11 protein-coding genes are annotated in these 14,549 nt (G+C 63.6%); 6 read left to right on the plus strand and 5 right to left on the minus strand.

The annotated features are described in order from the left end of the window. Positions 1-5: 5 nt before the first annotated feature. From ITX55_RS06735 to ITX55_RS06745, 3 genes are read left to right on the plus strand one after another with little or no spacing between them, the layout of a single operon-like run. A complete protein-coding gene (locus ITX55_RS06735; RefSeq protein ID WP_033651386.1) occupies positions 6-2,249 on the plus strand; it encodes a TonB-dependent receptor in 2,244 nt (747 codons plus the stop codon). Between the two features lie 46 nt (positions 2,250-2,295). Beyond that, positions 2,296-2,946, plus strand: a complete 651-nt coding sequence (locus tag ITX55_RS06740; protein WP_016929215.1) for a MotA/TolQ/ExbB proton channel family protein — start codon at positions 2,296-2,298, stop codon at positions 2,944-2,946. After that, positions 2,939-4,189: a phospholipase D-like domain-containing protein gene (locus ITX55_RS06745; RefSeq protein WP_223084966.1), complete on the plus strand. Its 1,251-nt coding sequence runs from the start codon at positions 2,939-2,941 to the stop codon at positions 4,187-4,189. The genes ITX55_RS06740 and ITX55_RS06745 overlap by 8 nt, the downstream gene beginning before the upstream one ends. A 34-nt stretch (positions 4,190-4,223) precedes the next feature. On the opposite strand, the gene ITX55_RS06750 is transcribed toward ITX55_RS06745, so the two are convergent. The 4 genes from ITX55_RS06750 to ITX55_RS06765 all read right to left on the minus strand — a co-directional run bounded on the left by ITX55_RS06750 (position 4,224) and on the right by ITX55_RS06765 (position 9,697). Further along, a complete protein-coding gene (locus tag ITX55_RS06750; RefSeq protein ID WP_047025158.1) occupies positions 4,224-5,333 on the minus strand; it encodes a P1 family peptidase in 1,110 nt (369 codons plus the stop codon). Positions 5,334-5,335: 2 nt separating this feature from the next. Further along, the gene (locus ITX55_RS06755) at positions 5,336-6,712 is read right to left on the minus strand and encodes an APC family permease (protein WP_033641746.1); all 1,377 of its coding nucleotides are present in this window, start codon (positions 6,710-6,712) and stop codon (positions 5,336-5,338) included. Between the two features lie 125 nt (positions 6,713-6,837). Next, positions 6,838-8,346 (minus strand): CoA-acylating methylmalonate-semialdehyde dehydrogenase, encoded by a 1,509-nt coding sequence (locus ITX55_RS06760; protein WP_223084967.1) that lies wholly within the window; start codon positions 8,344-8,346, stop codon positions 6,838-6,840. 10 nt (positions 8,347-8,356) lie between these two features. After that, positions 8,357-9,697 (minus strand): aspartate aminotransferase family protein, encoded by a 1,341-nt coding sequence (locus ITX55_RS06765; RefSeq protein WP_223084968.1) that lies wholly within the window; start codon positions 9,695-9,697, stop codon positions 8,357-8,359. Positions 9,698-9,832: 135 nt separating this feature from the next. On the opposite strand from ITX55_RS06765, the gene ITX55_RS06770 reads away from it, so the two are divergent. Beyond that, the gene (locus ITX55_RS06770) at positions 9,833-10,762 is read left to right on the plus strand and encodes a LysR family transcriptional regulator (protein ID WP_047025161.1); all 930 of its coding nucleotides are present in this window, start codon (positions 9,833-9,835) and stop codon (positions 10,760-10,762) included. A 135-nt stretch (positions 10,763-10,897) separates the two neighbouring features. Here the strand turns inward: ITX55_RS06770 and ITX55_RS06775 are convergent, their stop codons facing one another. After that, the gene (locus ITX55_RS06775) at positions 10,898-12,025 is read right to left on the minus strand and encodes an iron-containing alcohol dehydrogenase (protein ID WP_223084969.1); all 1,128 of its coding nucleotides are present in this window, start codon (positions 12,023-12,025) and stop codon (positions 10,898-10,900) included. 229 nt (positions 12,026-12,254) lie between these two features. On the opposite strand from ITX55_RS06775, the gene ITX55_RS06780 reads away from it, so the two are divergent. Further along, a complete protein-coding gene (locus tag ITX55_RS06780; protein ID WP_147838156.1) occupies positions 12,255-13,013 on the plus strand; it encodes a helix-turn-helix transcriptional regulator in 759 nt (252 codons plus the stop codon). 220 nt (positions 13,014-13,233) lie between these two features. Then, entirely contained in the window at positions 13,234-14,535 is a 1,302-nt protein-coding gene (locus tag ITX55_RS06785) for an FAD-binding oxidoreductase (protein ID WP_033651379.1), read from the plus strand. Positions 14,536-14,549 lie beyond the last annotated feature (14 nt).

Below are 14,549 nucleotides of genomic sequence, written 5' to 3' on the forward strand. Positions count from 1 at the left end.
ACACCATGAAATCGTTCAATCGTTCTGGGATCTATCTGGCGGTGATGTCGGCGATGCTGCCGGGCGCCGCGCTGGCGGCCGACGGCACCGACGTCGGCACCATCAGCGTCAAGGGGCAGTCGCTCGGCGGCGGCATGATGGTGCAGGACGACAGCGCCAAGGCGCGCTCCACCGTCACCAAAGAGGCGATGGATAAAATGCCGTCGGCGGCCAACGCCATCGACAAGCTGAAGTTCACGCCGGGCCTCAACGTCAACAGCAATGACGCCAGCGGCCTGAGCGGCGTGGACTACACCATGCGCGGCATGAACTCGGATCAGATCGGCCTGTCGATGGACGGCATCCCGATCAACGACTCCGGCAACTACGCGGTATACCCGAACCTGCTGGGCGATGCGGAGAACCTGGAGGAGGTGTTCGTCACCCAGGGCTCTTCCGAAGCGGACGGCCCGCATATCGGCTCCAGCGGCGGCAACATCGGCCTGGTAACGCGCCGCCCGGCGAAAGACTTCGGCGGTTTCGTCAAGCAAACGCTGGGCAGCAACAGCCTGAGCAAAACCTTCGCCCGGCTGGACACCGGCGAGTACAACGGCTTCAGCAACTGGCTCTCCTATTCGCACACCGAGGCGAAGAAGTGGCGCGGCGAGGGGCGGCTGTACTCCGACAAGTTCGAGATGAACTCGCTGTACGAAGACGGCAACGGCAACAGCAGCAATCTGGTGATGAAGTACAACCGCCAGAACAACACCAACTACAACACCCTGAGCAAGGCGCAGTTCCAAAACGACGGCCGCGACACCGACTATGCCACCACGCCGGAGTACAACAGCCGCGGACAGTTGAACAAGTATTACAAGCTCGAGCGCAACCCGTTCGAGAACTTCACGCTGTCGTTCACCCAGAAGCTGCAGCTGCGCGACAACCTGTCGCTGACCCTGCAACCGTATTACTACTGGGGCAACGGCGGCAGCTTCAACGGTCAAACCGCGTCGGTATTGTCCAGCACGTCGGACAGGGCAGGGCAGTACGATCTCAGCAACCTGAAATCCAACACCTACTACCGCCCGTCGTGGACTCAGACCTGGCGGCCGGGCATCACCACCAAGCTGAAGTGGGACATCAACGATCAGCACAGTCTGGATATCGGTTACTGGTATGAGCGCGCGCGCCAGCTGCAGACCCAGCCGTTCATCAGCATCAAGGGCGACGGCAACCCGTCGCAGATTTGGGGGCCGCCGGGCGGTTCCGATCAGGTGAAGGACGCCAACGGCAACACCGTTCAGGGGCGCAACCAGTACACCATCACCCCGGCGCAGAAGGTGTGGCTGCAGGATACCTGGTTCGCCACGCCGGACTGGACCTTCGTCGGCGGCCTGGCCTATCAGTATGTGGAACGTAAAGGGGACAATCGCGGCAGCCTGTACAACGCGCCGGAGAAACGCAAAGCCACCTATCATGAATTCCTGCCGAACTTCAGCGCCAGCTATAAGGTGAACCAGGAAAACCAGGTGTTCTACAACCTGACGCGCAACATGCGCACGCCGCCGAACTACGTGCTGTACAACGTCGGCGATTCGCTCAGCACCAAGCCGGAGCTGAGCTGGAACCACGAGCTGGGCTGGCGCTTCCAACAGGAAGACATGCTGCTGAGCGCCACGCTGTTCTACATGCGCTACAGCGACCGCCAGATCTCCACCACCAACGCGGCCGGCGACTACGAGATGATGAACATCGGCAACGTAGAGAACAAAGGGCTGGAGCTGGAGTGGAGCGGCCAACTGCCGCATAACTTCAATTACTACACCTCCTATACCTATACCCAATCGAAGCAGAAGAGCGACATCGTCAGTAACGGCGGGCTGCCGCTGCCGACCTCAGGCAAAGAGGTGCCGAACGTGCCGAAAAACCTGCTGAATATGACGCTGGGTTATGACGACGGCCTGTACTACGGCAGCGTCAGCGGCAAGTACGTCAGCGCGTTCTATGGCGATCTGACCAACGACGAGAAGATCGGCGGGCGCACGGTGTTCGATCTGGCGGCGGGGGTGCATCTGCCGGTGGACAAGAAAATCGTCAAAAGCGCCGCGCTGCGTTTTGGCATCAGCAACCTGTTTGACAAGGAATACCTGACCTCGGTGCGCACCACCACCTTCAACGCGGCGCCCTACGGCGGCGTGAAGGCCAGCACCCCGTATTACAACGTCGGCGAAGAACGCACCTTCAGCGTCTCGCTGGAAGCCACCTTTTAACTGAATGCCCCGCCGTCTGCCCGGCGGCGGGGAAGAGGAACCCTGTATGGACGCCAATCTGTTGCACGACATTATTTTCTACGTGATGTACGCCGCGCTGGCGATCGCGCTGGTGATCATCATCGAACGCACGCTGTACTTCGCCTACACCCAGCGTCAGGCGCGCCGGCTGGAGCAGGCGCTGACGCCGGAGGTACGCCGAGCGGCCGATCTGCCCGACGCGCTGACGCAGCGCAACAGCCTGCCGATGGCGGTGATCGCGCCGGTGCTGGCGCAGAAACACCGCGCCGGCGACCGTGAGGCGATCGGCGATCTGATCGACGCCCAGTACCTGCTGAGCAAGCCGCCGATGGCGCGCGGCCTGTGGCTGCTGGAAACCGTGGTCACCGCCGCGCCGTTGCTGGGGCTACTGGGCACGGTGATGGGGATCATCGAAACCTTCAAGGCGCTGGCCGCCTCGGGGGTGTCCGAGCCGAGTCTGGTGTCGGCCGGCATGGGCACCGCGCTGTACGCCACCGGGCTGGGCATCGCCATCGCGCTGCTGTGCCTGGTGGCCAACAATTTCCTGCAGAGCCGCATGGAGCGCATCAACGAACTGCTGAAGGTGCTGCTGATCCGCGCCGGTCAACCGGCCAGCCGTCCGGAGAGCGGCAGCGGCGAACAATGGGTTGACAGCGGAGCGCCGCGCTATGCCTAATGGCCATCCAGCACGGCGGCCGAGAGGCCGCCTTTATACGGCATTGTGGAGCGGTTGTTTGTTGATGTTGAGCCAGAGCGCTGCGGCGCGTTTTGCTATTCCCGGTTACGAGCTGGTGTACACCGCGCCGGTGGAAACCGCGCTGCAGGCCGACGACCTGCGCAACACCGCCGAGGTATGGCGCGAGATGTTCGACGCGGCGAAAACCCGCATCGATCTGGGGCAGTTCTACGTGGCGAATCAGGACGGTTCGCTGCTGGACGGCGTGCTGCAGCACCTGAAGGCGGCCGGTGAGCGCGGGGTAAAAATCCGCTTTTTGTTGGAAGAGAAGGGCATTCGCCTCTCCACCGCCGAGACGCTGGAACGGCTGAAGGCGATCCCCAATCTGGAGCTGCGCATCATCCCATACCAGAAGCTGAGCGGCGGCATTCTGCATGCCAAGTATCTGCTGGTGGACGGCGAGCAGGCGTTCGTCGGCAGCCAGAACTTCGACTGGCGCGCGCTGGAACACATTCACGAAACCGGGCTGCGCATCAGCGACGCCAGGGTGGTAGGGCAGATCCAGGCGATCTTCGAACAGGACTGGCGGGCGCAGGCGCTGCTGGCGCAGGATAAGCCGGTGCCGACGCTGCCCGATTCGCCGCCGACGGCGCCCCCGCAGGGCAACTATCTGGTGGCCAGCCCGCGCGCCTACAACCCGGCGGGCGTGCTCGATTCGCAGGCCGAGCTGCCGCGTCTGCTGGCCGACGCCAAACGGCGGGTGCGGGTGCAGGTGATGGACTACGCGCCGCTGTCGTTTGGCCCGGAGCGCAGCCGCCCCTTCTACGCGGTGATCGACAACGCGCTGCGCAGCGCGGCGGCGCGCGGGGTGCAGATCGAGCTGATGGTGGCCAACTGGAACACCAAAAAGCCGGATATCGCCTGGCTGAAGAGCCTGGCGCTGGTGCCGAACGTGCAGATCAAGGTGGTGACCATTCCGCCGGCCAGCAGCGGCTTCATCCCGTTTGCCCGGGTGATCCACAGCAAGCTGATGACCATCGACGATGAGATTGCCTGGGTGGGCACCAGCAACTGGACCGGCGGCTATCTGGACAACTCGCGCAATCTGGAGTTGGTGCTGCACAGCGCGGCGATGAGCGGGCGGTTGGACAGGCTGTACCAACAGCTGTGGGACAGCGTCTACGCCGAGCCGTTGAAGCTGGATTACGATTACCCGACGCCCAAACCGGGCGGCGAATCCTGACGGTCAGGGCGCGTTAACCCGCGCCCCGCGTTGTTTACCGCCGCCAGCCGGCCTTCTCCAGCGCCGTCACCAGCTGTTCGGCGCTCAACCCTTCCGCCCGATGGCCGTTGCCGCTGACGGTATTGGCCGCCAGCAACGCATTGACGATCGCCTCTTCCACCGCTTCCGCCGCCGCGGCGAACAGCGCCGAAATGTAGTCGTTGTTCACCATGCGCAGCGGTGTGGTGAAATCGCCTTTATTGGCGTAGTCGGCGGGCGGCAGGCCGTCGTTGCCGGTGGCGAAGGCGATAAAGATATCGCCGCTCGAATCCTCGGTGCCGCCGCCGGTGCGGGCGATGCCGATGCTGGCGCGCTGCGCCAGCCGCGCGCACTGGTGCGGCAGCAGCGGCGCGTCGGTCGCCAGCGCCACCACAATGGAGCCCATGCCGGGATGCGGCAACTGAGGCGTGAACGGCGAGGGGATATGCCCCAGGTGGCGGCCCACCGGGTAACCGCCGACCAGCAGCGACTCGCGCTTGCCGTGGTTGGCCTGCACGATGGCGCCCACCGTCCAGCCGCCTTGATCGGCGGGCAAGCGGCGCGATGCGGTGCCGCTGCCGCCCTTGAATTCATGACAGATCATGCCGCTGCCGCCGCCGACCGCGCCTTCCTGCGGCAAGCCGCCTCTGGCCGCCTGCTGCGCCTGGCGCACGTGCTCGGCCTTGACGTGAAAGCCGTTGATGTCGTTGAGCAGGCCATCGAAGGTTTCCATCACCACCGGCATATTCCAGTACACCGCGTTGTCGCTCGCGGGCAGCGTTTCACGCTCCAGCGCGATCAGCGCATCGCGCACTACCCCCACGCTGTGGGTGTTGGTGAAGGCGATCGGGCTGGTCAACAGGCCCGCTTCTCGCACCCATTCCAGGCCGGTGGCGTCGCCGTTGCCGTTCAGCACGTGCACGCCGGCGAAGCAGGGCGCGTGGCGAGCGGAGCCGGGGCGCGGTTCGATTACCGTCACGCCGGTGCGCACGCTGCGCCCGTCCGCCAAATCGGCATGAAGGCTGGCATGGCCGACGCGCACGCCGGGCACGTCGGTGATGGCGTTCAGCGGGCCGGGCGTGCCCTGACCGATGGTGATGCCCAGATCCTGAGCGCGCTGCGTCATGGTTATTCTCCTTCTATTGAGGGGGTGGCGAGGGGCGCCGTCTGGCGGCCGCGCAAGTGGTTCAGCGCCAGCCCGAAGCCGATGATGCCGGCAATGATAATAAAGTCTTTCAGGCTGCTGGCGATCAAAATCGTCCACAGCACGTACAGGCAGCACAGCAGCGCCGCCGCCACCGGCAGCGGCCACAGCGGCATCAGGTACGGGTGATGGAAGTGGCGGCGACGGCGGCTGATCAGCGCCGCCACCGCCATGATGATGTACACCAGCAGCAGCAGGATCACGGTGAATGAGGTCAGCGATTCGAGGTCGGAGCAAAACGCCAGCAGCGCCGAGGGGACGCCGAACAGCAGGGTGGCGATCCAGGGGGTGCCGAAGCGCGGGTGGATGATTTTCAGCGCGCGGTTGAACGTCGGCAGCCAGAAGCCGTCGCGCCCGCTGGCGAACATCATGCGGCTGAACTGCGCCACGATGGCGATGATGGCGTTGAATACCGACAGATAGATCGCGCCGCTCACCACCCGCGCCAGCGTCGGGCCGCCGAGCTGGGTGACCACATAACCGACCGGATCGGCCTGTTTGGCCATCTCTGCCAGCGACGGCGAGCCGATCAGCAGGGCGGTGAACGGCACCAGTTCCACCAGCACCACGATGACCAGCGTCAGCATGATCGCGACCGCCATCGGTTTGCCCTGCTCGCGCATATCTTCCGCCATGTACACCGCCGCGCCGTAGCCGTTGTAGGAGAACAGCGCGACCCCGACCATGGCGACGATCAGCGGCAGCGAAACCGGCGCCAGGCTGCCCTGCGCGTCCAGCATCACCGGCGCGGTGAGGATCTCCGCGCTTTGATGCGGATGGCTGAAACCGAGCCAGGCGATCAGCGCCAGCACCGCCACTTCCACCACCAGAAAGGCGCCGGTCAGCAGGGCGTTGGCCTTGATGTTGAAAATGGCGCAGGCGCCGCCGATCAGCACGGTGATCATGCCGGCGGTGGAGGCGTCGAATGAGGTGCCCAGCGCGGTATTCAGATAGGGCACGGCGCCGGTGGCCAGCACCGCCGGCACGAACAGCGCGGCGCTGAGAATAAACAGATAGGTCTGCAACCCGCACAGGGTGCCGAACAGGCGTTTGATGATGCTGTATTCGCCGCCGGCGCTGGGGTGCGCGGCGCCGAGCTCGGCATAGCACAGCGCGATGGTGGCGGCGACGCAGGCGGCGATCAGAAACGACAGAAAGGCGCCGCTGCCGGCGCTGGCGATCGCCAGCGGCGCGATGACGAAGATTGAGCTGGCCGGCGTCACGCCGGAAGCGGTGATCATCACCACGTCGAGGACGCTGAGATTGCCTTTGAAAGTGTGTTCAGGGGCGGACTCTTTCATGGTTAACGACTCCATTAACGTGTGAGTGAGTAATTGTTTTGCTGCACAGGCTGTACGCAGAAATCAAATGGAGCGCGCTAAATGCCGGGGAGCGTTGCTCCCCGGAAGTTTATTGTTCTTATGTGTTACCCCTGCCCCGACGGGAAGCTGAAGCTGGCGCGGCGGGCATCACCGGAGGCCGGCCAGCGCTGGGTAATGGTCTTGCGTTTGGTGTAGAACCTGACCGCGTCCGGGCCGTAGGCGTGCAGATCGCCGAACAGCGAGCGCTTCCAGCCGCCGAACGAGTGGTAGGCCACCGGCACCGGCAGCGCCACGTTGATCCCCACCATGCCGACCTGAATGCGGCTGGAGAAGTGGCGCGCCGCTTCACCATCACGGGTAAACAGACAGGTGCCGTTGCCGTATTCGTGGGCGTCGATCAAGGCCATCGCCTCCTGCAGCGACGCCGCGCGCACCACGCCGAGCACCGGGCCGAAGATCTCCTCCTGATAGATGCGCATGCCGGGCGTCACGCGGTCGAACAGCGTCGGGCCGAGGAAATACCCCTGGCTGGGTCGGCCGTCGGCGTCCGTCACGCGCAGTTCGCGGCCGTCCACCAGCAGCTCGGCGCCTTCGGCCACGCCCTGATCGATATAGCCTTTCACCTTCTGATAATGCTGTTGAGTCACCAGCGGCCCCATGTCGTTGCGGTTGTCGCTGCCGGGGCCGACGCGCATGGCGGACATCTGTTGCCGCAGCCCGGCGATCAGCGCGTCGGCGGTGCCGTCGCCCACCGCCACCACCAGCGGGATGGCCATGCAGCGCTGGCCGCAGGAGCCGAACGCCGCGCCCATCAGCGCGCCGACCGCGCCGGGGATATCGGCGTCCGGCAGCACCACCGCGTGGTTTTTGGCGCCGCCCAGCGCCTGCACCCGTTTGTTTTGGCCGCAGCCGGTGTGATAGATGTGTTCTGCGACCGGCGTCGAACCGACGAAGCTTATCGCCTTCACGCGTCCGTCATGCAGCAGCGTCTCCACCGCTTCGCGATCGCCGTTGACCACGTTGAGCACCCCCGGCGGCAGCCCGGCCTCCGCCGCCAGCCGCGCGATATACAGCGCGGCGGAAGGGACGCGCTCGGAAGGTTTCAGCACGAAAGTATTGCCGCAGGCGACCGCCATCGGCCACATCCACAGCGGCACCATCGCCGGGAAGTTGAACGGGGTGATGCCCGCTACCACCCCGAGCGGTTGAAACTCGCTCCAGCTGTCGATGCCCGGGCCCGCCTCTTTGCTGTGTTCGCCTTTCAGCAGTTCCGGCACATAGCCGGCGTATTCGATATTCTCGATGCCGCGCTGCAGTTCGCCCAAGGCGTCGCTGAGCACCTTGCCGTGCTCGGCGGTGATCAGTTGGCAGATGGCGTCGGCGTGCTGCTCCAGCAGATCCTTGAGCTTCATCATGATGCGCGCGCGCTTCAGCGGCGGGGTGTCGCGCCAGGCGGGATAGGCCTGTTCGGCGGCGGCGATGGCGCGCTCCACCGTGGCGCGGTCGGCCAGCTGCACCTCCTGCGCCGATTGGCCGGTGGCCGGGTCGTAAACCGGCTGGCTGCGTTCGCCGCCGGCGGCGGGTTCGCCGTTGATCCAATGGGTAATGGTCATGGTTCGCTCCTTATTCGGTGGCGTTGAGGGCATCGCCGACGGCGTTGATCAGCGCATCGATCTGCGCTTCGCTGCTGATGAACGGCGGCGCCAGTTGCAGGGTGTCGCCGCCGTAGCGCACGTAAAACCCGCTTTCCCAGCAGCGCATCGCCGCTTCGAAGGGCCGCCGCGCCGGTTCGCCGGGCCGCGCCGCCAGCGTGATGCCGGCCGCCAGGCCGATATTGCGAATGTCGGCGACGTGTTTGGCCCCCTGCAGGCTGTGCACCGCGCGCTCGAAGTAGGGCGCCAGCGCCTGTACGCGCTCCACCATCTGTTCGCGCTGCAGGATGTCCAGCGTCGCCAGCGCCACCGCGCAGCTGACCGGATGGGCGGAGTAGGTGTAACCGTGCGGGAATTCGAGCTGGTAGTCCGGCTCGCCGCCGTTCATGAAGGTTTGGTAGATCTCCGGCCGCACCACCACGGCGCCCATCGGCTGCGCGCCGTTGGTCACCTGTTTGGCGATGTTCATGATGTCCGGCGTGACGCCGAACGCCTCGGCGCCGGTCATCGCGCCGCAGCGGCCGAAGGCGGTGATCACTTCGTCGAAGATCAGCAGAATGTCATGCTGGGTACAGATCTCGCGCAGGCGCTGAAGATAGCCGACCGGCGGCACGATCACCCCGGCGGAGCCGGAGAACGGTTCGACGATCACCGCGGCGATCGTCGAGGCGTCGCGCAGCGCGATGATGCGGTTGAGCTCTTCCGCCAGCTCCGCCCCCTGTTGCGGCATGCCGCGCGAAAAGGCGTTGCCGGCCAGCAGGGTGTGCGGCAGATGGTCCGCCTCGGCGCCGGCGCCGAACGCCTTGCGGTTGCTGGCGATGCCGCCGACCGAGATGCCGCCGAAGTTAACGCCGTGATAGCCCTTTTCCCGGCCGATAAAGCAGGTTTTGCCCGCCTGGCCTTTGGCGCGCCAGTATGCGCGCGCCATTTTCAGCGAGGTGTCCGCCGCTTCCGAGCCGGAGCCGGTGAAGAACACGTAATCCAGCCCCGCCGGCGTCAGCGCCTTGATTTTGTTGGCCAGCTCGAACGACAGCGGGTGGCCGAACTGAAACGCCGGCGAGTAATCCAGCGTCGCCAACTGACGCTGGGCGGCGTCGGTGATTTCCTGCCGGCCGTGCCCCAATCCGCAGCACCACAATCCGGACAGGCCGTCGAAAATCTTTCTGCCGTCGTGGCTGGTGTAATACGCCCCTGCGGCCTGAGTAATGATGCGCGGCTGCGCTTTAAAATTGCGGTTGCCGGTAAAAGGCATCCAATGGGCTTCTAACCCTTCGGCATCGAGACGATTAAGCGAATAATTTTCAGCGGCCATGTTTTCCTCCGGGCAGGAAAATAAGTGCGATTAATTAAATAAAATGAGTTGTTAACGAATTGTTGTGCGAAATTGACTATGTACCGCTTGTTCTCTACTGTGAATAATCATATGTCGAAACTTACTTAAGGTTTTATGCAAGTAAAAAAGCGCGCGTTGCTGGGACAATTGTCGGATATGGATCTGCGTTTGCTGCGGGTATTCAAGGCCGTGGTCGATTGCGGCGGCATGAGCGCCGCCGAACTGGAGCTGAATATCAGCCTGTCGACCATCAGCAAGCACATCAAGGATCTGGAGCAGCGGCTGGGCCTGACGCTGTGCCAGCGCGGGCGCGAGGGCTTTGCGGTCACCGACGAGGGGCTGATTATCTACCAGGAAACCGTCAACCTGCTGGCGGCCACCGAGGCGTTCCGGCGCGGGGTGGATGAGGTGCACCAGCGCATGGGCGGGCAGCTGCACGTGGCGATATTCGACCACACGGTCAGCAATCCGCAGGCGCAGATCGGCCGGGCCATCGCGTTATTCAGCGCGCGCGCGCCGGAGGTTTCTTTGCAAATGTACGTGGAGCCGATTAATACCATTGAACGTGGCGTTATTGACGGGCAATTTCAGGTTGGCGTTATTCCCATGCACCGCAGCGCGGAAAGTTTATCTTATCATTCGTTATTCAGTGAGAGGATGTTCTTATATTGCGGCGCGCAGCATGAATTATTTTCCGCCCGCCATGAAACATTAAATTGGGATCTGCTGCACAATTATGCTTTCGCCGGATTGGGCTACCATTCGCCGAATATGGAACTGAGCCTGCAGCAACATTTGCATCGCAAGGCGACGGGGTTCGCGCAAGAGTCGATCGCCACGCTGATCCTGTCCGGCAAATACGTCGGCTTTTTGCCGGATCACTACGCGGCGTTTTTTGTGGCGCAGAACCTGATGCGGGCGATCAAACCGGCGCTGTTCCGCTATCACTGCGAGTACTCCAGTGTGCTGCGCCGCTCGCCGGTGCCGCAACGGGTGGTGAAGCTGTTCCATGAGTGCCTGCTGGCGGCCCACGGAACAGCGTGACGCTTACTGCTCTTTCTTCTTGCCGAAGATTCTGATCAGCGCGCCGACCAGGATGCCGACCGCGATGCCGGCGAAGATCCAGCCGATGATGCCCATTTCCTTAACTCCTGCTAGTGCGTTGATCTGATTATATAATCATTCGACGCGAAACGCCTCTTTGATCATCCGTTGCCGCTGCGCCGGCGCATAGTCGATCCAGGAATTCTTGCTGTTGGATTTCTCCAGCACCACCGCCAGCTCCTGGCCGGAAATTGGCAAATCGTCCTGCCAGAACGGCGCGATGGCGTGGCGGGTGATGAAATCGCTCAGGTAGCTCTCCGGGCTGCCCTGCCAGTGCGGGTACAGTCTGGCGGCCAGCTCGGCCATCAGCGCGCGCTGCTGCGGCTGTTCGCTGGTTTCCAACAGGGCGAGGAACGGCAGCAGCAGGCGACCGCAGACCTGCCCGTGGTGGTAGTCGCGCAGCGCGCCGATCTCGCCGGCGATGCCGTGAATGACCCCCAGCCCGGCGGCGCTCAGCGTCAGCCCGCCGAGGTAGGAAGCCTGCATAATGGCTTCGCGCGCCGCGTCGCTGCGGTTAAGCGCCGGCCAGGCGGCGAGGAAGTGGCGGATGCCGCTCAGCGACATATCGCGCGTCATGGCGCCGGCGGTTTTCGACAGATAGGCCTCGAACAGGTGGGTGAAGGCGTCGATGGCGCAGTAGGCCAGCACCTTGTCCGGGGCGCCCGTCAGCAGCTGCGGGTCGAGAATGGCGGTGTGCGGCACGAAGTTGTTATGGCGCAGCGAGGCTTTCACCTTGCTGACCTGGGTATCGGTGATCACCGCGTTCTGGGTCACCTCGCTGCCGGTGCCGGCGGTGGTGGGAATGGCTATCAGCGGCAGGGTGGCGCCGCTGATTTTGCTGTCGCCCACCTTTTCCATATAGCGCAGCGTTGGCAGCGGGTGCTCAACCAGCGCGGAGAACGCTTTGGCGGCGTCCAGCACGCTGCCGCCGCCGATGGCCACCACGCGCCGCGCCTGGCCGCGCCAGCGCGCCACCCAGGCGTCGATTTCCTGCGGCGACGCCTCGTGGCTGACGATTTCGGTGCCGATGAGCAGCGGCGCCAGCGCTTCGCGCAGGCCGGCGTACACCGGGCCGTTGAGAAAAGAGCGGCAGCTGAATAGCAGCGTCGGCTGCGGGTCGGCAAGCAGCAGCGGCGGCAGCTGCTGGATGCTGCCGCGGCCGAACCAGGTCTGGCGGTTGGCGATGATGTGGCTGACGGACATGAGGTCTCCTTGACGGCGTTGCAGGTCGCGATGCCACAGCATAAGCCAGCGGGCGCGGAGCGGCCACCGCTTTCCCCGCCGCGGCAACCTGTGAGTTGTTTAACATGTAAACGATCGCGCTCTTGCATTTCGGCGCTGCGGATGCTTTTTTTAACAGTACCGGCCGTCGTGCGGCCAACCCCATCCGAAATCGGTAGATTGTTAATGTGTTAATAATGGCGAGGCGGGTATGGAAATTCAGGTTGAACGCTTGTCTGCGGTGATCGATGCGGTGGCCAGCCCACGCTTTTATCCCAGCCTGTTGAACTGGCTGGAAGGGTTTTTCGCCTTCGACAACGCCATCGTCTATGCCTTCGAACGCGGCCGGCCGCCGCGCTGCCTGATTAAAACCGAGCGCGAAAACAGCGACGCGGTCAATCAGCTCTACCAGCAGGGCGCCTACCTGCAGGATCCGTTTTACCGCGCGCTGAACGACGGCGGCGAAGGCGAGGTGCTCACGCTGCGCCAGCTGGCGCCCTGCGGGTTTTATCACAGCGACTATTACCGTAATTTTTATCGCAAGACCGGCTGGCACGACGAGGCCGGCGTGCTGCTGCAACTGACGCCGGAGCGCGGGCTGGGCGTCTTTTTCGGTTCGGCGCGCCGCACGGTGGCGGTGCGCTACCCGCAGCGGGCGGATCTGCGCAGCGCGCTGACGCTGGTGAAAAGCGTGGCGCGGCTGCACGGCGAAGTGGTGGTGGCGCCGGCCGAGGCCGCGACGGTGAACGATGACGGCGCCCAGGCGCGCTATCTGCTGACGCCGCGCGAGCGTGAGATTGTCGATCTGATCCTCGCCGGCTGCGGTTCGCAGCAGATTGCCGACCGGCTGTTCATCAGCCTCGGCACGGTAAAAAACCACCGCAAGAACATCTACGGTAAGCTGAACATCGGTTCGCAGGCCGAACTGTTCAGCCTGCTGCTGGCCGCCCCGCAGCGGCGCAGCGCGTGAATGTATCGATCTATCCCCTATAGCTTTCAAGCTACAGCTAGGCGGCCAGGACGAGCGTCCCCAGGAGCTTACTTAGGTAAGTGACTGGGGTGAACGTCAGCAGCCAACAACGCTGTAGTTTGAAAGATGAAGGGGACGAATGTCCCTAAGGGGACATAGCGAACGATCCCACTGCTCCCGATAATCCGATGTCATGGCATAGGCAATCGGGAGTGCGGCAGTGAACAACGAAATCGAGTCCTTAACCTACTACGCGGCGACCAAAAAATACGATCTGCGCTTCCCGACGCTGGAAGAGGATCTGGACGTTGACGTGGTGATCATCGGCGGCGGCTTCTCCGGCATCAACACCGCGCTGGAGCTGGCGGAGAAGGGCATCACCAACATCGCCATTCTCGAGGGCCGCTATCTGGGCTACGGCGGCACCGGGCGCAACGGCGGCCAGGTGATGGCAGGCATCGGCCACGATCTGGAGAAGATCAAACGCCACGTCGGCCCGTCCGGGCTGGAAACCATCTTCAAGATCAGCAACCTCGGCGCCGGCATTATCCGCGAGCGCATCAAGAAATATGACATCGACGCCGACTTCTGCTTCGGTTACGGCTACCTCGGCAGCAATGCGCGCCAGGAGAAGACCCTGCGCGGCTGGCTGAAGGAGTTCAGGGCGGTGGCGCCGCAGGAAGAGATCGAACTCTACACTGGCGCGGAAGTGAAGCAGGTGGTGGGCTCCGACGCCTACACCTGCGCGCTGAAACACATGGGCGGCGGCCACGTGCATTCGCTTAACCTGTTGCTGGGCGAGGCCAAGGCTCTGAGCGGCTACGGGGTGAAAATCTTCGAGAACAGCAGCGTGCTCAACGTCGAGTATGGCCCGCGCATCACGGTGCGCACCGCCATGGGCTCGGTGCGCGCCAACAAGATGCTGTGGGCCTGCAACGGCTTTCTCAACGGCATGGAGCCGCAGATCTACCGCAAGACCATCAATACCTACGCCTTCCAGCTGGCCACCGAGCCGCTGTCTGACGATCTGATCCGTCAGATCAGCCCGATCCGCGGCGCCTACAGCGACATCCGCCCGGTGATCGACTATTACCGGGTGACCAACGAGAACCGGCTGCTGTTCGGCAGCGCCACCCGCCTGATCGAATATTTCCCGTCGGATCTCAAGGCCTGGAACCGCAACCTGATGCTGAAGGTGTTCCCGTACCTGAAAGACGTGAAGATCGATCTGGCCTGGGGCGGCCCGCTGTGCTGCAGCGCCAACCTGTTCCCGCAGATCGGCACGCTGCCGGATCGCGACAACGTGTTTTACGTGCAGGGCTACTCCGGCTTCGGCGTGACGCCGAGCCACATCGTGTGCAAGGTGCTGGCGGAGGGCATGAGCGAAGGATCCGATCGTTACGATCTGATGAGCTCGATCCCGCACGTCAACATCTTCGGCAAAGACAAGCTGCGGCGGGTGATGACCACCGCCGGCAAGGTTTGGCACCAGACATCCGGCTACTGGAAAGGCCGCCGTTAACCCTCAGAGGAGAA

Source organism: Serratia sp. EWG9 (assembly GCF_019913725.1).
Lineage (GTDB): Bacteria > Pseudomonadota > Gammaproteobacteria > Enterobacterales > Enterobacteriaceae > Serratia > Serratia ureilytica.

Excerpts from the sequence above, each read along its gene's own strand:
- ITX55_RS06735 (WP_033651386.1), top strand. The coding sequence starts at position 6 with ATGAAATCGTTCAATCGTTCTGGGATCTATCTGGCGGTGATGTCGGCG.
- ITX55_RS06740 (WP_016929215.1), top strand. The coding sequence starts at position 2,296 with ATGGACGCCAATCTGTTGCACGACATTATTTTCTACGTGATGTACGCC.
- ITX55_RS06745 (WP_223084966.1), top strand. The coding sequence starts at position 2,939 with ATGCCTAATGGCCATCCAGCACGGCGGCCGAGAGGCCGCCTTTATACG.
- ITX55_RS06750 (WP_047025158.1), bottom strand. The coding sequence starts at position 5,333 with ATGACGCAGCGCGCTCAGGATCTGGGCATCACCATCGGTCAGGGCACG.
- ITX55_RS06755 (WP_033641746.1), bottom strand. The coding sequence starts at position 6,712 with ATGAAAGAGTCCGCCCCTGAACACACTTTCAAAGGCAATCTCAGCGTC.
- ITX55_RS06760 (WP_223084967.1), bottom strand. The coding sequence starts at position 8,346 with ATGACCATTACCCATTGGATCAACGGCGAACCCGCCGCCGGCGGCGAA.
- ITX55_RS06765 (WP_223084968.1), bottom strand. The coding sequence starts at position 9,697 with ATGGCCGCTGAAAATTATTCGCTTAATCGTCTCGATGCCGAAGGGTTA.
- ITX55_RS06770 (WP_047025161.1), top strand. The coding sequence starts at position 9,833 with ATGCAAGTAAAAAAGCGCGCGTTGCTGGGACAATTGTCGGATATGGAT.
- ITX55_RS06775 (WP_223084969.1), bottom strand. The coding sequence starts at position 12,025 with ATGTCCGTCAGCCACATCATCGCCAACCGCCAGACCTGGTTCGGCCGC.
- ITX55_RS06780 (WP_147838156.1), top strand. The coding sequence starts at position 12,255 with ATGGAAATTCAGGTTGAACGCTTGTCTGCGGTGATCGATGCGGTGGCC.